Here is a 16,342-nt window from a genome sequence, read left to right as displayed (position 1 = left end):
CCGCGGGTCTCGCGACAATGAAAAGCCGGGCGTCGCGAGACGTCCGGCTTTTTTGTCGGTCAACCAGCGGCTACGCACTCACTCCGGAGGCCGGTCCGGCTGGTTCTCCGGCCGCGCCGCGTCGAACGCGGGCAGCTCCAGGCAGGCCTGCTCGATCCGCACGATGGTCGGGAACTCGTCCAGCGGCACGCCGAAACGGCGCGCGTTGTAGACCTGCGGCACCAGGCAGCAGTCGGCCAGGGTCGGAGTGTCGCCCTCGCAATAGCGCCCGGTGGCCGGGTGGTCGATCAGGGTCGCCTCGACCGCTCTGAAGCCCTCGCGCACCCAGTGCTTGATCCAGTCCTCGCGCTCCGGGTGCGGCACGCTCCAGGTATGGTCGAAGTACTGCAGCACGCGCAGGTTGTTGAGCGGATGGATGTCGCAGGCGATGGTCTGGGCCAGCGCGCGCACGCGCTGGCGGTCGCGCGCGGTGGCCGGCAGCAGGGCCGGCTGCGGCCAGGTTTCGTCCAGGTATTCGAGGATCGCGATCGACTGCCGCATCTTGCGATTGCCGTGCTCCAGCACCGGCACCAGGCCGAGCGGATTGATCTCGCGATAGGCCTCGCTGTGCTGCTCGCCGCCGTTGCGGACCAGATGCACCGGCACGGTCTCGTACGCCAGGCCCTTGAGATTGAGGCCGATGCGCACCCGATAGGACGCGCTCGACCGCCAGTACGAATACAGCCTGAGTTGCTCGCCCACTGCCTGTCCCTGGATCTGCCGTCGTGCCGGATCGACCGTCACCTTAGCCGTTGGCCGGCGCGCCGGGGATACCTCTCGTCCGGTGCGCCGCTGCCGTCAGGCGGACGGCTGTTGTTCGATGCGCTGTTCGATCGCGCCGAAAATGCTGCGGCCGTCGGCGTCGAGCATCTCGATGCGCACGGTATCGCCGAACTTCATGAACGGGGTCAGCGGCTTGCCGTGCTCCAGGGTTTCGACCGTGCGGCGCTCGGCGAAGCAGGACGCGCCCAGCGAGGTGTCCTGGTTGGCGACCGTGCCCGAACCGACGATGGTGCCGGCCGACAGCGGACGGGTCTTGGCCGCATGCGCGACCAGCTGGGCGAAGTTGAACTGCATGTCGACGCCGGCCTCGGGCGCGCCGAACCATTCGCCGTTGACGTGGGTCAGCAGCGGGCGGTGGACCTTGCTGTCCTGCCAGGCGTCGCCGAGCTCGTCCGGGGTCACGAACACCGGGCTCAACGCCGAGCGCGGCTTGGACTGCAGGAAACCGAAGCCCTTGCCCAGCTCGTTCGGGATCAGGTTGCGCAGCGACACGTCGTTGACCAGGCCGACCAGTTGGATATGGGCGGCGGCCTGCTCGGGCGTGGCTGCCATCGGCACGTCGTCGGTCACGATCACGACTTCGGCTTCCAGGTCGATGCCGTAGTCCTCGCTGACCACGCGCACCGGATCGCGCGGGCCGTAGAAGCCGGCGCTGACCGCCTGGTACATCAGCGGATCGACGTAGAAGCTCTCCGGCACCTCGGCGCCGCGTGCGCGACGCACGCGCTCCACGTGCGGCAGGTAGGCGCTGCCGTCGACGAACTCGTAGGCGCGCGGCAGCGGCGAGGCCAGCGCGGCGCAGTCCAGATCGAACGCGCCTTCGGCGGTGCCGGCGTTGAGCGCGTCGGACAGCGCGTTAAGGCGCGGCGCGGCGTTGCTCCAGTCTTCCAGCGCGCGCTGCAGGGTCTCGGCAACCCCGGTAGCGCGCACGGCGCGGGTCAGATCGCGGGAGACGACGATCAGCGTGCCGTCGCGGCCGCCTTCCTTCAGGGAACCGAGCTTCATCCAGACCTCAAATCGCAGGGCGCCGCAGCGCAATGGTTTCAATTGTAACCGAATCGCCGCGGACCCAGACCCGCGAACCGGCCTACACCCTACGGGAAGCGGCGGTGACGGACGAGTCGTGCTGCGGTGCGCCGATGCGATTCGCCCCAGGCCCGACGCCTACTGCCGACGAGCACGACAGCGAACCCGCAGCCGCCGATCCGCGAGCATCCGGAGGCGGAACATACGGACGCGGAACATCCGGACGCGGAGCCCCAAAACAAAAAACCCGCCGGATGGCGGGTTTTTCGTTGCCGATCCGCGCCGTTGCCGGCGTGGATCGTCCTGGTTTGGCAGCCCCGGATGGATTCGAACCACCGAATGCCTGAGTCAGAGTCAGGTGCCTTACCGCTTGGCGACGGGGCTATAAAACAAATCTTAGCAAAAAACGCAGAATTGCTGCTGCGATTAACGCTTCGAGAACTGCGTGGCGCGACGTGCCTTGTGCAGGCCGACCTTCTTACGCTCGACTTCACGGGCGTCGCGGGTCATGAAGCCGGCCTTGCGCAGCTCGGACTTCAGCGTCTCGTCGTATTCGACCAGCGCGCGGGCGATGCCGAGGCGGATCGCACCGGCCTGGCCGGTGATGCCGCCGCCGGCGACCGTGACGTTGACGTCGAACTTGTCGCTGGACTGGGTCAGCTCGAGCGGCTGGCGCACGATCATGCGCGCCGTCTCGCGACCGAAGAACTCTTCGATCGAACGCTGGTTGATGGTGATCTTGCCGTCGCCCTTGCGCAGGTACACGCGAGCGGTGGAAGACTTGCGGCGGCCGGTGCCGTAGTTCTGCTGGATAGCCATGTGCGTGTCTTTACCTTAGATGTCCAACGGCTGCGGCTGCTGGGCAGCATGCGGATGCTCGGAGCCCTTGTAGACCTTGAGCTTGCGGTACATGGCACGACCGAGCGGATTCTTCGGCAGCATGCCCTTGACGGCGATCTCGATGACGCGCTCCGGGTGGCGCTCCAGCGCCTGGCCCAGGGTTTCGCTCTTCAGATTGCCGACGTAGCCGGTGAACCGGTAGTAGATCTTGTCCTGGAGCTTGTTGCCCGTGACAGCGATCTTTTCGGCGTTGATCACCACGAGGTAATCGCCGGTATCCACGTGAGGGGTGTAGACGGGCTTGTGCTTGCCGCGCAGACGACGCGCGATTTCGGAGCTCAAGCGGCCGAGCGTTTTGCCCGACGCGTCAACGACGTACCAGTCGCGCTGGACGGTCTCGTTTTTGGCGGTAAAAGTCTTCATGAAAGATCTGCTATGGGTACCTGGTCGGGCTGATTCCGCTTGCGTCCAGAATGGCCGCGGCGTCGGAATTTCGCCTCGCGTTGTGAATGTGGAACGAAAGAGGCGGAATGATAGCGGGGTCGGCCAGCCCCTGCAAGTCGGCCGGACCTGCGTGCTAGCATCGTCCTTTATGTCCGCCGCCCGCCTGCCCTCCGCCGACCCGCTGGTGGCGCTGGCCGACCGCTGCGTCCAGTGCGGGCTGTGCCTGCCGGCCTGTCCGACCTATGGCCACGACCGATCGGAAGCCGAATCCCCGCGTGGGCGCATCGCCGTGGCGCGGGCCTGGGCCCTGGACGCCATCGAGCCGACCACGGTCGCCGACACCCATCTCGACCACTGCCTGGGCTGCCGCAGCTGCGAAGCCGTGTGCCCGGCGGGCGTGCAGTATGGGGAATTGCTTACCCTGGCGCGCAACCGTCAGCGCGAGCGCCGTCCGCCCGCACGCCGGCAGCGCTGGATCGAAGCCTTGGCGGCCCGGCCGCGCGCCTTGGCGACCCTGCTGGGGCTGTATCGCCTCGCCTACCCGGTCCTGCCCACGGCCTGGCGGCCCCTGCCGCGCCCTCCAGGCCGGCGCGCTGGCCCCACCGTCCCCACCGAGCCCACCGATGACGGCCGGCGCGGCGAGCTGGCCCTGTTCGTCGGCTGTGTCGCCGGGCCTTATGAGACCGGATTGCGCGACGCGCTGACCCGGCTCTGCCGCAGCCTCGGCTACCGGGTCCGCGCGGTCCAGGACCAGACCTGCTGCGGCAGCCTGCACGCGCACGCCGGCGATCAGGCCCGTGCACAGGCCCTGGGCGCCCGCAACCGCGCCGCATTCGCCGGCGTCGACACCGTGCTGACCCTGACCAGCGGCTGCCACGAAGCGCTCGCCCAGGCCCTGCACGGCGGCCCGTGCACGCTCGATGCGATCGCCTTCCTCGACCGCCACGCCGACGCCCTGCGCCTGCGTCCGCAGCGCGAACGCGTCGCCCTGCACCTGCCCTGCACCCAGCGCAACGTGGTCGGTTCGGCGCCGGCCCTGCGGCGTCTGCTGGCGCGGGTGCCGGGGCTGGAGGTGATCGAACTGAACGCCGGTTACGGCTGTTGCGGCGCCGCCGGCACTCAGATGCTGACCGAGCCCGAGCGCGCCGCCGACTACCGCGCGCCGCTGCTGCGCCAATTCGCCGACAGCGGCGCTACCCGCCTGCTCAGCGCCAACATCGGCTGCCGCCTGCACCTGAGCGCGGCGCTCGCCGCACCGGTCGCGCATCCGCTGGAGTTCCTGGCCGGGCTGGCCGAGGCCGGCGCGGAAGGCACGCCCGATTCACTGCCGGCGAACCCCGCCGCAACGTAAACTCGCCGCATGAACACGATCCGCGAGCTGACTCCCCTGGACCGCCTGCTCAGCGATGCGCAGCGCGCCCTCGACACCGTCTTCGGCGCACCCCGCGCCGAGCGGCCCAACCCGGCCGCCGACACCGCACAGATCGAACTCGACGACGCCGAGCGCCGCCACGCCGCCGGCCTGATGCGCATCAATCACGTCGGCGAGGTCTGCGCGCAGGCGCTGTACTGCGGCCAGGCCGCGGTCGCGCGCGACGCGGCCACGCGCGAGCACCTGCTCGAAGCCGCGCAGGAAGAAACCGACCATCTGGCATGGTGCGCGCAGCGTCTGGACGAACTCGACAGCCGCCCCAGCCTGCTCAACCCGCTGTGGTACGCCGGCAGCTACGCGATCGGCGCGCTGGCCGGGCTGCGCGGCGACGGCTGGAACCTGGGTTTCGTGGTCGAAACCGAGCACCAGGTCGAAGCCCACATCGACGAACACCTGGAATCGCTGCCGCAAGCCGATGCGCGCAGCCGCGCGATCCTGCGCACCATGAAGGAAGACGAGGCCCGCCACGCCGCCAACGCCGAAGCCGCGGGCGCGCGCCTGCTGCCGCCGCCAATGCCCAGCCTGATGGCGGCCGCGTCGAAGCTGATGAAGACGGTGGCGTACCGGCTGTGAGCGCGCCCAGCGCCGCCCTGGGGTAGGAGCGGCGTAAGCCGCGACCGCGAAACTTCGGTGGCCGGCGTGGTCGCGGCTTACGCCGCTCCTACCCCGAAGCCCCTAGAAACGAAAAAGGCCGGCTTTCGCCGGCCTTTCGCTGCGCGCGGTTCCGATCAGTCGACCAGATTACGGCCGTGGAACAGCTCTTCGATCTCGCGCTTGAGCCGCGCTTCGATCTTCATGCGCTCCTTGAACGACAGATTCTTGGCCTTCTCCTCGAACAGGTAATTGTCGAGGTCGAATTCCTTCAGGTGCATCTTCGTGTGGAAGATGTTTTCCTGATAAACGTTGACGTCGAGCATCTCGTAGCGCGACTTCACGTTCTTGGCCAGGTAGTCCTGGATCGAGTTGATCTTGTGGTCGATGTAGTGCTTGCGGCCCTTCACGTCGCGGGTGAAGCCGCGCACGCGGTAGTCCATCACCACGATGTCGGACTCGAGGCTCTCGATCAGGTAGTTCAGGGCCTTCAGCGGCGAAATCACGCCGCAGGTCGCCACGTCGATGTCGGCGCGGAAGGTCGCTATGCCGTTGTCCGGGTGGGTCTCCGGATAGGTGTGCACGGTGATGTGCGACTTGTCCATGTGCGCGACCACGGCGTCGGAGATCACGCCCTTGGCAGCCGACTTGTCGATCACCGGCTCTTCCGAGATCAGGATCGTCACCGACGCGCCCTGCGGATCGTAGTCCTGGCGCGCGATGTTGAGGATGTTGGCGCCGATGATGTCCGCCACATCCGTGAGGATCTGGGTCAGGCGGTCGGCGTTGTAGGCCTCGTCGATGTACTCGATGTACCGCTGGCGCTGCTCTTCGGAGACCGCGTAGCAGACGTCGTAAATGTTGAACGAGAGGGCCTTGGTGAGGTTGTTGAAACCCTGCAACCTCAGGCGCGGCAACGGCTTGACCACGGTAGGGGGATTCCCGGTCGGACGGCGAAGACGCGGATTATGCGGCAAACGGCGGCGGGGGGAAACGCGCCCTGTCACCCCGCAGTCATACGCCGGGTGGCGACTGTCTGCTCGGGGGACTGCACATATCGGGCTGGGGTGACGTAGAGTGCCTTAGGTTGACGCTATTTGCCCAATCCCCCGGTTCGCCCTAAGCTCACTCGATAACCTAAGCCCAATCCCATGTCAGCCAACCCGGTAGCCCCCTTGACTGCCCTGCGTCGAACCAATAGCCCGTTGCTGCCCGACGGCGCAACGATCGAACGCTTCCTGGCGCACTGCCACCGCCGACGCTATCCGTCGCGGACCGACGTGTTCCGCCCGGGGGACCCCGCCAGCACCCTGTACTACGTCGTTTCCGGCTCGGTGAGCATCATCACCGAGGAAGAAGACGGCCGCGAACTGGTGCTCGGCTACTTCGGCCCCGGCGAATTCGTCGGCGAGCTCGGCCTGTTCATCGAAAGCGACCATCGCGAGGTGATCCTGCGCACGCGCAGCACCTGCGAGCTCGCCGAGATCGGCCACGAGCGCCTCTACGACCTGCTGCTGACCCGGCTGTCGCTGGACGCGCCCAAGCTGCTGTACGCGATCGGCGCGCAGATTTCGCGGCGCCTGCTCGATACCAGCCGCAAGGCCGGCCGTCTGGCCTTCCTCGACGTCACCGACCGCATCGTGCGCGCCCTGCACGACCTGGCCAAGGAACCCCCGAGGCCATGAGCCACCCGCAGGGCACCCAGTTGCGGGTGTCGCGCCAGGAGCTGTCGCGCCTGGTCGGCTGCTCGCGCGAAATGGCCGGCCGCGTGCTCAAGAAGCTGCAGGCCGACAACAAGCTCCACGCCCGCGGCAAGACCGTCGTCCTGTACGGGACGCGCTGAGCCGCCGACGATGGGCCGCGCCGCCACCTCCGCCGAGACCGCACCCCGGGTGCGTCCGGCGGAATTGGGCGATGCCCACGATGTCGCCCGCCTGCTCGGCGACCTCGGCTATCCCTGCAACCGCGACGAGGCCGCCGAACGCATCGCGGTGGTCCGTCACGATCCGCGCCAGCACCTGCTGCTGGCCGAGATCGACGGCGAAGCCTGCGGCCTGGTCTCGCTCTACACCCTCTATTCGGTCGTCCACGGCAACGAATTGGCGCGGATCACCGCGCTGGTGGTATCGCCGACCTGCCAGCGCCAGGGCATCGGCCGGCGCCTGCTGCGCGAGGTCGAGCTGATTTCGCGCCGCACCGGCGTGTCGCGGATCGAGGTCACCAGCAACCTGCGCCGCAGCGAGGCGCATGCGTTCTACCGCGATTGCGGCTACAGCGATGGTTCGCTGCGGTTTGTTAAGGCGCTGGGCGACTGAGGGCCTGAGTGTTCCGCCGACGGCGGAATGCTGCTATCCGATGGGGAATGAACGGCTGCGCCGGAAGGACTGCGGGCCTTGGGGGTGCGTGGTCGCGGCTTACGCCGCTCCTACCCCAGAGCGATGGTGAGTGCGGCGAGCGCCGCAGCCTTCTTCGGCACTGCGCCGGCGCGCGAATTCACGCGAATCGCGGCTTACGCCGCTCCCACAGCGGGTCGTACTTGCCTTCTGTGGGAGCGGCGTAAGCCGCGATCGCGACACCCCGCAAGCCGACGCAGGCCCAATCCCAATCCCAATCCCAATTCCGATCCCTAGCCCGCCGCCGAGGCCACCGCGTCGCCGCCGCGCCCGGGGCAACCCCAATTGAGGATCGGCGTGCCCGGGGGCAGCACCTGCCGGAACATCTCGATCCGGCGCGGTTTCGGGTTGACCACGACCGGCCGGCGCGCGGCCTTGAGCAGCGGCAGGTCGGCGCTGCTGTCGGAATAGGCGACCTCGACCGGCGCGGTATAGCCCGCCTCGCGCAGCATGGTCATCTTCATTTCGGAGTGGCAGTGGCGCAGCGCGCCGACCGCGCCCAGGCGCGGACCGACCAGGGTGCCGACCACCGGCACGTCCTCGTGGGCGACGAAGGCCAGGATCGCGCGCGCCAGCTCCGGCGGCGCGCCGGTGGCGATCACCACCCGGTCGCCGCGCTCGCGGTGGTGATGCAGCACGTCCAGCGCCACCGGCAGCAGCCGGCGCCGGATCTCGTCGGTGTGCGCGGCGACGTAGCGGTCGATGGCGGCGTCGAACTCGCGGCGTCCGCCCATGCCGACCGAACCGACCCAGACGAATCCGGAAATACCGACCCGCCGGGTCGGCAGGAACGCGATCATCGGCCCGAACACCGGCGCGATCAGCAGCGCCAGCAGCTGCCGCCACCATGAGCGCCGGATCAGCCAGGCGAACAGGTGACTGCCGGAATCGCCGTCGTAGAGGGTGTGGTCGAAGTCGAACACCACCAGCGGCGCGTCCTCGCGCGCGGGCGGGAAGCGCCCCTCCGCGCTCATGCCGCGAACAGCCGCTGCAGGGCCGCGCCCGGGTCGCGTTCGCGCATGAAGCTTTCGCCGATCAGGAAGGTCTCGATGCCGGCCGCGCGCATCTTGGCCACGTCGGCGCCGGTGGCGATGCCGCTCTCGGTGACCAGGGTGCGGTCGCGCGGCACGGCGTCGCGCAGGGCGATGCTGGTGTCCAGCGAGACCTCGAAGGTGCGCAGGTTGCGGTTGTTGACGCCGATCAGCTCGCAATCGGTCTGCAGCGCGCGCTCGAGCTCGTCGATGTCGTGGACCTCGACCAGCACGTCCATGCCCAGCTCCATCGCCAGCCCGGCCATCTCGATCATCGGCCCGTCCTCGAGCGCGGCCACGATCAGCAGGATCGCGTCGGCGCCGATCACCCGGGCCTCATAGACCTGGTAGGGGTCGATGGTGAAGTCCTTGCGCAGCACCGGCAGCGAGCAGGCCGCGCGCGCCTCGCCCAGGTACAGGTTGCTGCCCTGGAAGAAATCGACGTCGGTCAGCACCGACAGGCAGGCCGCGCCGCCGGCCTCGTAGCTGCGCGCGATCTGCGCGGGCTGAAAATCGGCGCGGATCAGGCCCTTGGACGGACTGGCCTTCTTGACCTCGGCGATCACCGCGGCCTCGCCGGCGGCGTGCTTGCGCTTGATCGCGTCGACGAAGCCGCGCGTGGGCGCCTGCTGCGCCGCGCGCACGCGCAGGTCGTCCAGCGAGCGCACCCGGCTGCGCTGTTCGATCTCCTCGGCCTTGCGGGCCAGGATCGTGCGCAGGACATCGGTCATTCCATCATCTCCACTTCGCCCGTCAGGGGCCGGCCGGGGCGCCATTGTCCCAGTTGCAGCCGATCGAGCAAGACGACGACCGCCTCGCGGGCCTGGCTGTTGTGGATCGGCAGCACCAGCACGTCGCCCGGCCCGGCCCAGCGAAGCAGCCGCGTGGCGGCCTCGACCTCCTGCAGGCACACCTCCAGCGCGTCCTCGGGCAGGCCGTGGCGCAGCAGTTCGTCGCGCAGGATCCCCGCGACTTCGCCCTCGGCGCGGCCGCGCAGGTAGCCTTCCATGTCCTTGAGCACGACCCGATCGGGGCGGAAACCCGCCGCGACCGCGGCGAGTTCGCGGATGTCGCGGTCCTCGCGGTTGCCGGCCTGCCCCAGCAGCAGGCCGAGCCGGTGCCCGGGCCGGGCCGCGACTTCGAGCAGCTTGCCCAGGCCGTCGGGGTTGTGGGCGTAGTCCAGGTAGACCTCGCTGTCGCCGTAGGACCAGCGCTGCAGGCGCCCGGGGTTGTCGCCGGGTGCGGCGCCGAAACGCGCCAGCACCTGGGCGATGCGCTCCGGTGCGACGCCCAGCGCGGCCGCGGCCAGCGCCGCGCCGGCCAGGTTGGCGAGGTTGTAGGCGACGCGGCCGCCGAGGGTCAGCGGCATCGCGGCGACTTCGCCCAGGTCGTGATCGCGGCCGTCGTAATGCAGGCGCAGCCGGCCGTCGCGCACGCCGCAAGTCGCGCCGCCCTGCTCCCGGTGCGCACGCAGGCGCGGATGCGATTCGTCGAGCGCGAACCAGCCGATCCGCTGCGGCAACGCCGCGCTGTGCCGGACCAGCAGCTCGTCGTCGGCGTTGAGCACCAGCAGGCCGTCCTCGGCCAGGCTGCGCGCGACGGTGAGCTTCACTTGCGCCAGGTCGTCGAGGTTGTGGATGCCGTACTCGCCGAAATGATCGGGGCTGATATTGGTGACCAGGGCCACGCGCGCGCCCTGCGGGGTGAGGCCACGGCGCAGCAGGCCGCCGCGCGCGGTTTCCAGGATCGCCGCTTCGACATCGGTCCGGCGCAGCAGGGTGCGCGCGCCGACCGGGCCGGAATAGTCGCCGCCGTCGATGCATTCGCCGCCGACGTAGAGGCCATCGGTACTGCTGTGCGCGGTGTTCCAACCCTGCGCGCGCGCCATCGCCGCGAGCAGGCGCACGCTGGTGGTCTTGCCGTTGGAGCCGGTAACGACAGCCTTGGGGATCGTGCGCAGGTCCTGCCAGGGCACTTCGTCGCCCGACGGAAGATCGTCGAGGCTCCAGGTCCGACTGGTCGCGCCCTCGCCCAGGGACAGCGCCTCGTCGTCGCTGTAGGCGAGCACGCCCTGCGCCCGCGCCTGCTCGATCAAGACGAGCAAATCGGAACGCGCTTCGGCACGCGCCAGCGCATGCAGCGTGCGCAAGGCGTCGTCGCGATCCCAGTACGCGGCATGCCCGGGCGCATGCGGCGGCAACGCGTCCTGCGGAACCAGCCCGACGACTTCGGCCCAGGCCCATTCGTTGATTTCGGTGGCGGCGTACAGGCGGTCGAGCGGTGCGACGAAGGCCAAGGAAGCGCCGCTGGCGTGCTCACGCACGACGATATCGTCCTGCTGCGACCACTGCAGCAGCTCGCGCGCGCCGGCGATGTTGGTCCGCCAACGCGCGAGCGCCTGCGCCGGCGGCCGCGCGCCGCGTGTTTCCAGCACGACGCCAGGCCGGTCGAAATACAGATTCGCACCGGTCAGCCGGCGCGAATCCTCGAACGGAAACTCGAACTCCGGTGCCGCGACGTCGCCTTGGGAATCCGCCGTCACTCAATCGCTCTCTTCGCGTTCGAAACGCAGCCCGCGCTCGTCGCGGACCACGCCTTCCATGGCCGCGACCACGGCCTCGTCCAGGGTCTGTTCCAGCGGCGGCAATTCGATCCGTGCCGTCGCCGCGGCCACCGCGCCCTCGGGCTGGAAGTGGATGATCTGCTTCCACGACCGCGCCAGGGCATCGGCGAACACCAGCAGCAGATCGCCGAATTGGGCCATGCGCAGGGCGCCGTCGATCGCGGCTTGTTCGTCGGGGATGATCGTGATCGCTTCGGCGCTCACGCCACGCGCCTGCAGGGCCTTGGCGATGATGCGCGGCACCTCGTCGCCGTCGCGCCCGCGCAGGCCGTCGTCGCGGCGGCAGACGTAGTGGTCGAACTTGCCGGCCACGGCCTCGGCGATCGCGTGCAGGTCTTCGTCGCGACGGTCGCCGGGACCGGCGACCACGACCAGGCGGCGCCCGGCCACGTCCAGGCGCTGGGCCAGGTCGGCCATGACCCCGACCGCGTGCGCGTTGTGGCCGTAGTCCATGAGCACCTTGAATGGATGCTCGTTGTAGACGTTCATGCGCCCCGGCGCCTGGAAGAACGTGGTGTCGAAGGTGCGCAGGCCGTGGCGGATCGCATCGAGCTTGATCCCCATCGAGAACGCCATGGCCGCGGCGACCATCGCGTTCTGCACGTTGTGCAGGGCGCGGCCTTCCATCGTCGCCGGGATCAGGTGGGTCCACAGCAGCGGAATATGGCTGCCCTTGTCGTACAGGGTGATCATGTGGCCGTTGACGCCGGCCTCGAGCGCGCAGGCGCGGCCGCCGGCGCGTATGTGCTCGCGCACCAGCGCGTGGGCCGGGTTCATGGTGACGTAACAGATCACCTTGGCGTCGGTGTAGGCCGACATCTTCAGCACGTTGGGGTCGTCGGCGTTGAGCACCGCGCAGTCCTTGGCGACCTCGACCACCACGCGCTTGACCTCGGCCAGCTGCTCCAGGGTGTCGATGCCCTTCAGGCCGAGATGGTCGGACTGGATGTTGATGACCGCGCCGACGTTGACCTCGGACACGCCCATGCCGGCGCGCAGCAGGCCGCCGCGGGCGGTTTCGAGCACCGCCAAGTCGATCTGCGGATCCGACAGCACCATGCGCGCCGACACCGGCCCGGTCATGTCGCCTTCGACCGTGCGCTGGCCGTCGATGTAGACGCCGTCGGTGGTGGTCAGGCCGGGGGTGTAGCCGCCCATCTTGGCGATGTGGGCGAGCATGCGCGCGGTGGTGGTCTTGCCGTTGGTGCCGGTGACCGCGGCGATCGGCACCCGCGACGGCGCGCCGGGCGGGAACAGCATGTCGATCACCGGACCGGCCGCATCGCGCGGCGTGCCTTCGCTGGGCGCGACGTGCATGCGGAAGCCGGGGGCGGCGTTGATCTCGCAGATGCCGCCGCCGGCGTTCTTGTAGCTCTCGGCGATATTGGGCGAGATGAAGTCGACGCCGCCCACGTCCAGGCCGATCGCGCGCACCGCGCGCACCGCCATGTCGCGGTTGTCGGGATGGATGATGTCGGTGACGTCGGTGGCGGTGCCGCCGGTGGACAGGTTGGCGGTGGAGCGCAGGTAGACGACCTCGTCGTCGGCCGGCACCGATTCGGCGGTGTAGCCCACGCGCTCCATCATCAGCGCGGCCTGGGCGTCGAGCTCCAGCCGGGTCAGCACTTTCTCGTGGCCGACGCCGCGGCGCGGGTCCTGGTTCACCGCTTCGACCAGTTCGGCGATCGTGCGCTTGCCGTCGCCGACCACATGGCCGGGAGTACGCCGGGTCGCGGCGATGAGTTCGCCGTTGACCACCAGCAGGCGATGGTCGTCGCCGCCGACGTAGGTCTCGACGATCACCGAGCGCGAATGCTCGCGCGCGGCTTCGAAGCCGGCGCGGATCTCGTCCTCGGCGGAAATGTTGATGGTGATGCCGCGGCCGTGGTTGCCGTTGTAGGGCTTGGTCACCACCGCGCCGCCGAGCTTGCGCGCCGCGCGCACCGCGCCGCTGGCGTCGGTGACCAGTTCCTGGCGCGGCACCGGCAGGCCCAGCGAGGCCAGGATCTTGTTGGTTTCTTCCTTGTCGCTGGCCAGTTCGACCGCGATATGCGGGGTGCGGCCGGTGATCGTGGCCTGGATGCGCTGCTGGTACTTGCCGTGGCCGAACTGGATCAGCGACTGGGTGTTCAGGCGCAGCCACGGAATCCCGCGCTCCTCGGCCGCCCGCACCAGCGAGGCGGTCGACGGGCCCAGCGCGCGGCGCTGGGCGTAGCGGATGAAGTCGTCGCGCGCCGATTCCCAATCCCAATCCTCGGGCACGCTGCCGGCCGGACGCAGTTCGGCCGGCAGCAGCGAGCACAGCAGCTTCAGGCCGAGTTCGCCGGCGGCGATGCCCTCCTCGCGCTGCGCGTACTCGTAGACCACCGAGTACACGCCGGGACGCTCGTCGCCGACGCTGCGGGTCTTGCCGAAGGTGACGTTCTCGCCGGCGACGTTCTGCAGCTCGATCGCGACGTGTTCGAGCACGTGGCCCAGCCAGGTGCCCTCGTCCTCGCGCAGGCGCCGCACGAAGCCGCCGGCCTCGCGATAGGAACAGCCGTGTTCGCCCAGCCCGGGCAGCGCGGCGAGCAGACCGTCGACGAAGGCCGGCCCCAGGCGCGCGGTCGGCCAGGCTTCCAGCGCCTGCAGGTCCAGCTCCAGCCGTATGACCGGAAAATGCGCATACAGCGAAGGGCCGACGTAGACGGTGCGTTCGAGTATGCGCATGTGAACCTCACTTCATGTCTTGGGTGGCGCCAGCGAACCGGCGGATGCTTTGCGGGTGTTGAGATTGAACGTGGCGCCCTTGGTGAGTATGTGCACGCCCAGGCCGAGCAGGCACACCGGCTCGTTCTCGCCGACCAGGTGCATGGACGAGAACTGCAGACCGTCGGCGTCGACCACGGTGACCGAACCGCTGCCCTCGACCTCGATCGTATTGTCGGGACCGATGAACGCCGCCGTGTCCTCGTCCAGACCGATGCCGACCGCGAACGGGTTGTAGGCCAGCGACGCCACCAGACGGCCGAGACGGTCGCGCTGGCGGAAGTGCTGGTCGATCACCACGCGGTTGGTCAGACCCAGGCCCGGCGCGAGCCGGACGCTGTTGGCGCGCGGCGACGCCCCTTCGACACCGTAAGCGATCATGTGCTCGCTGAGAATACTGGCGCCGGCGCTGGTCCCGCCGACGGTCACGCCCTGAGCATTGCGCGCACGGATCGCTTGCGCAACCGGCGTGCCGCCCAGCATGGTCGAAATCCGGATCTGATTGCCGCCGGTAAAGAAAATGCCGCTGGCGCGCTCGATCCGCCGCACCCGGCCCGGTTCGTGGCAGTCGCGGCGCGTGTCGAAGTCCATCACCTCGACTTGCGCCGCGCCGAGCTCGGTGAACAGCTTCTCGTAGCGATCGCCGGTGTCGGCCAGACGGCTGGCGGTCGGGATCACCACGATGTCGGCGGCGCTGCCGCCGCTGACCTTGAGAAAACGCCGCAGGATGGCGGTGTCGTTCTCCTTGTCTTCCGCTCCGCCGATCGGAACGATCCAACCCCGCTGTTCGCCATCGGGGATTTTGCTGGGTGCCATCCTACGTACTCGCTTCTACTAACTATTCGGAATGCTGCGACGGGGTTTCGAACTGACCATGGCGCAGCACCGCGCCATCGCGCAGGTGCGGCCGTCCGCCGATGAAGACATCATGCGCCGCGCCGCGGCCGTCCAGGGACACCAGATCGGCATCGCAGCCGACCTCGATCCGGCCCTTGCCGTCCAGGCGCAGCAACTGCGCGGGGTTGCGGGTGAAGGCCGGCAGCGCGCGCTCCAGGGCGACGCCGCGCGCCAGTACCGCGTTCAGGCACTGCAGCAGCGCGCCCGACTCGCCCACGTCCATGCCGCAGACGCGGCCATGGGCGTCGAAACAGGGCAGACAGCCGCCCGCGTCGGAACTGACCGTCACCCGCTCCGGCGGCGCGCCGCTGTCGAGATAGCGGATCAGGGCCTCGTCGGCGCTCCAGGCGTCCTCGCCGTCCTCGACCGGAAACGCGGTCAGGTCGATCCAGCAACCGCGCCGCGCCAGCTCCAGCGCTTCCTCGAACAAGGCCTTGCGCCGATTGACGTGGGTCGGGTTGAACACGCGCGCCGGCAGTTCGCTGCGCTCCAGCGCCTGACGCACGAACTCCAGCCCGCGCGGACCGTCGCCCAGATGCAGATGGACGATGCCGGCCTTGCCGGTCATCAGCCCGGCGACGTGCGCATCCGAGGCCAACCGCAGCAATTCGTCCAGGGTCGGCTGGCTGGAACGGTGGTCGCTGATCGCGACCTCGCCCACGCCGATCAGCGGTTCGACGAAAACCACGTCGCCGCGCACGCTGCCGGTCAGCGTGGTCGGCGGCAGGTGGTAGCCGCCGCAATAGCCCCAGGCGTTCAGGCCTTCTTCGCGCAAGGCGTAAATCGCCGCGACCAGCTCGCGCGTGCTGCGCGCGAGGTCGTCGGTGCCGAGCAGCCCGACCACGCTGGTCACGCCGGCGCGGGTGTAGCGCGACAGCATCGGCGCCGGCACGCGGGTGCGGAAGCCGGCTTCGCCGCCGCCGCCGGTGACGTGGACGTGGCCGTCGATCAGGCCCGGGATCAGGCGCCGGCCTTCCAGGTCGATGCTCTCGACCGACAGTTCGGCCGGCAGGGACGGCGCATCGGCGCCCATCCACAGGATCTTGCCGCCGCCCAGCAGCAGATGCTGCCGGCCCAGCGGTTGCGGCGCATAGACTTCGGCGTTGCGCAGCAAGCGCAATCCGGCCTGCGGCGCGGCGTCATTCATCCTGTGGCCCCTTGGTCCAGCCGTAAGCGCGCTCGACCTTGGCCACGCGCAATTCGTAGCGACCATACCAGTGTTTGCGGCCGCGCTCGCGGGTCGCGGCGTGTTCGAGATTGCGTTTCCAGGCCACGATCGAGGCCTCGTCCGTCCAGTAACTGACGGTGATGCCGAAGCCGTCGGCGCCGCGCGTGGACTCGACCCCGAGGTAGCCGGGCTGCTGCGCGGCCAGTTCGACCATGCGGTCGGCGGCCTCGCCGTAGCCGGCATCGTCCTGGTCGCTGCGTTGCGAGCTGAAGATCACCGCGTAGTACGGCGGCGCGGGCAATTTGGCGAAAGGATCGCTCATGGACG

Annotated in this window: 15 protein-coding genes, 1 tRNA gene and 1 pseudogene; 4 read left to right on the top strand and 13 right to left on the bottom strand. The window is 69.1% G+C overall.

The window, feature by feature from the left end; genetic code table 11:
- Nucleotides 1–78 precede the first annotated feature (78 nt).
- The 5 genes from maiA to rplM form a co-directional block, all read right to left on the bottom strand.
- The gene (gene maiA, locus ASE10_RS11345; protein WP_056098649.1) at nucleotides 79–741 is read right to left on the bottom strand and encodes a maleylacetoacetate isomerase; all 663 of its coding nucleotides are present in this window, start codon (nucleotides 739–741) and stop codon (nucleotides 79–81) included.
- Between the two features lie 96 nt (nucleotides 742–837).
- Nucleotides 838–1,827 carry a fumarylacetoacetate hydrolase family protein gene (locus tag ASE10_RS11340; protein WP_056304920.1) on the bottom strand — a complete coding sequence of 330 codons (990 nt, stop codon included), beginning with the start codon at nucleotides 1,825–1,827 and terminating at the stop codon, nucleotides 838–840.
- Nucleotides 1,828–2,157: 330 nt separating this feature from the next.
- A tRNA-Gln gene (locus tag ASE10_RS11335) sits at nucleotides 2,158–2,232 on the bottom strand.
- Nucleotides 2,233–2,274: 42 nt separating this feature from the next.
- Nucleotides 2,275–2,667, bottom strand: a complete 393-nt coding sequence (gene rpsI, locus ASE10_RS11330) for a 30S ribosomal protein S9 (RefSeq protein WP_055908877.1) — start codon at nucleotides 2,665–2,667, stop codon at nucleotides 2,275–2,277.
- Between the two features lie 15 nt (nucleotides 2,668–2,682).
- Complete coding sequence (gene rplM / locus ASE10_RS11325) at nucleotides 2,683–3,111, bottom strand: 50S ribosomal protein L13 (RefSeq protein WP_055908880.1); 429 nt, start codon at nucleotides 3,109–3,111, stop codon at nucleotides 2,683–2,685.
- Nucleotides 3,112–3,280: 169 nt separating this feature from the next.
- On the opposite strand from rplM, the gene ASE10_RS11320 reads away from it, so the two are divergent.
- Both ASE10_RS11320 and coq7 read left to right on the top strand, forming a co-directional pair.
- Nucleotides 3,281–4,483 (top strand): (Fe-S)-binding protein, encoded by a 1,203-nt coding sequence (locus ASE10_RS11320; RefSeq protein WP_055908883.1) that lies wholly within the window; start codon nucleotides 3,281–3,283, stop codon nucleotides 4,481–4,483.
- Between the two features lie 9 nt (nucleotides 4,484–4,492).
- Complete coding sequence (coq7, locus tag ASE10_RS11315) at nucleotides 4,493–5,137, top strand: 2-polyprenyl-3-methyl-6-methoxy-1,4-benzoquinone monooxygenase (protein WP_055908886.1); 645 nt, start codon at nucleotides 4,493–4,495, stop codon at nucleotides 5,135–5,137.
- Nucleotides 5,138–5,292: 155 nt separating this feature from the next.
- Here the strand turns inward: coq7 and speD are convergent, their stop codons facing one another.
- Nucleotides 5,293–6,084, bottom strand: a complete 792-nt coding sequence (gene speD / locus ASE10_RS11310; protein ID WP_055908890.1) for an adenosylmethionine decarboxylase — start codon at nucleotides 6,082–6,084, stop codon at nucleotides 5,293–5,295.
- Between the two features lie 222 nt (nucleotides 6,085–6,306).
- Between speD and crp the strand changes: the two are divergent.
- Together crp and ASE10_RS11300 are read left to right on the top strand one after the other, a co-directional pair.
- Nucleotides 6,307–6,998, top strand: a pseudogene (gene crp, locus ASE10_RS11305) (cAMP-activated global transcriptional regulator CRP).
- Nucleotides 6,999–7,008: 10 nt separating this feature from the next.
- A complete protein-coding gene (locus ASE10_RS11300; protein ID WP_056304919.1) occupies nucleotides 7,009–7,470 on the top strand; it encodes a GNAT family N-acetyltransferase in 462 nt (153 codons plus the stop codon).
- A gap of 311 nt (nucleotides 7,471–7,781) precedes the next feature.
- Here ASE10_RS11300 and ASE10_RS11295 read toward each other — a convergent pair whose 3' ends face one another.
- From ASE10_RS11295 to ASE10_RS11265, 7 genes are read right to left on the bottom strand one after another with little or no spacing between them, the layout of a single operon-like run.
- Nucleotides 7,782–8,522 (bottom strand): haloacid dehalogenase-like hydrolase, encoded by a 741-nt coding sequence (locus ASE10_RS11295; protein WP_055908898.1) that lies wholly within the window; start codon nucleotides 8,520–8,522, stop codon nucleotides 7,782–7,784.
- Nucleotides 8,519–9,310, bottom strand: coding sequence for an indole-3-glycerol phosphate synthase TrpC (gene trpC / locus ASE10_RS11290; protein ID WP_055908901.1), 792 nt, complete (start codon nucleotides 9,308–9,310; stop codon nucleotides 8,519–8,521). The genes ASE10_RS11295 and trpC overlap by 4 nt, the downstream gene beginning before the upstream one ends.
- Nucleotides 9,307–11,121: a Mur ligase family protein gene (locus ASE10_RS11285; protein ID WP_055908904.1), complete on the bottom strand. Its 1,815-nt coding sequence runs from the start codon at nucleotides 11,119–11,121 to the stop codon at nucleotides 9,307–9,309. Before ASE10_RS11285 ends, trpC begins: the two co-directional genes overlap by 4 nt.
- Entirely contained in the window at nucleotides 11,122–13,911 is a 2,790-nt protein-coding gene (gene cphA / locus ASE10_RS11280; protein WP_055908907.1) for a cyanophycin synthetase, read from the bottom strand.
- 12 nt (nucleotides 13,912–13,923) lie between these two features.
- The gene (locus ASE10_RS11275) at nucleotides 13,924–14,766 is read right to left on the bottom strand and encodes a cyanophycinase (RefSeq protein ID WP_055908910.1); all 843 of its coding nucleotides are present in this window, start codon (nucleotides 14,764–14,766) and stop codon (nucleotides 13,924–13,926) included.
- Nucleotides 14,767–14,788: 22 nt separating this feature from the next.
- A complete protein-coding gene (iadA, locus tag ASE10_RS11270) occupies nucleotides 14,789–15,994 on the bottom strand; it encodes a beta-aspartyl-peptidase (RefSeq protein WP_056304917.1) in 1,206 nt (401 codons plus the stop codon).
- The gene (locus tag ASE10_RS11265) at nucleotides 15,987–16,337 is read right to left on the bottom strand and encodes an antibiotic biosynthesis monooxygenase (RefSeq protein ID WP_055908916.1); all 351 of its coding nucleotides are present in this window, start codon (nucleotides 16,335–16,337) and stop codon (nucleotides 15,987–15,989) included. Before ASE10_RS11265 ends, iadA begins: the two co-directional genes overlap by 8 nt.
- Nucleotides 16,338–16,342 lie beyond the last annotated feature (5 nt).

It is taken from the genome of Lysobacter sp. Root76 (genome assembly GCF_001428685.1).
Lineage (GTDB): Bacteria > Pseudomonadota > Gammaproteobacteria > Xanthomonadales > Xanthomonadaceae > Lysobacter.
This window is presented reverse-complemented; position numbering and strand designations above follow the sequence as displayed.

What these genes read in the sequence shown, in the direction of transcription:
- coq7 (WP_055908886.1), top strand. Translation starts at nt 4,493, where the DNA reads ATGAACACGATCCGCGAGCTGACTCCCCTGGACCGCCTGCTCAGCGAT.
- iadA (WP_056304917.1), bottom strand. Translation starts at nt 15,994, where the DNA reads ATGAATGACGCCGCGCCGCAGGCCGGATTGCGCTTGCTGCGCAACGCC.
- ASE10_RS11320 (WP_055908883.1), top strand. Translation starts at nt 3,281, where the DNA reads ATGTCCGCCGCCCGCCTGCCCTCCGCCGACCCGCTGGTGGCGCTGGCC.
- rplM (WP_055908880.1), bottom strand. Translation starts at nt 3,111, where the DNA reads ATGAAGACTTTTACCGCCAAAAACGAGACCGTCCAGCGCGACTGGTAC.
- rpsI (WP_055908877.1), bottom strand. Translation starts at nt 2,667, where the DNA reads ATGGCTATCCAGCAGAACTACGGCACCGGCCGCCGCAAGTCTTCCACC.
- cphA (WP_055908907.1), bottom strand. Translation starts at nt 13,911, where the DNA reads ATGCGCATACTCGAACGCACCGTCTACGTCGGCCCTTCGCTGTATGCG.
- ASE10_RS11295 (WP_055908898.1), bottom strand. Translation starts at nt 8,522, where the DNA reads ATGAGCGCGGAGGGGCGCTTCCCGCCCGCGCGCGAGGACGCGCCGCTG.
- ASE10_RS11275 (WP_055908910.1), bottom strand. Translation starts at nt 14,766, where the DNA reads ATGGCACCCAGCAAAATCCCCGATGGCGAACAGCGGGGTTGGATCGTT.
- trpC (WP_055908901.1), bottom strand. Translation starts at nt 9,310, where the DNA reads ATGACCGATGTCCTGCGCACGATCCTGGCCCGCAAGGCCGAGGAGATC.
- ASE10_RS11300 (WP_056304919.1), top strand. Translation starts at nt 7,009, where the DNA reads ATGGGCCGCGCCGCCACCTCCGCCGAGACCGCACCCCGGGTGCGTCCG.
- ASE10_RS11265 (WP_055908916.1), bottom strand. Translation starts at nt 16,337, where the DNA reads ATGAGCGATCCTTTCGCCAAATTGCCCGCGCCGCCGTACTACGCGGTG.
- ASE10_RS11340 (WP_056304920.1), bottom strand. Translation starts at nt 1,827, where the DNA reads ATGAAGCTCGGTTCCCTGAAGGAAGGCGGCCGCGACGGCACGCTGATC.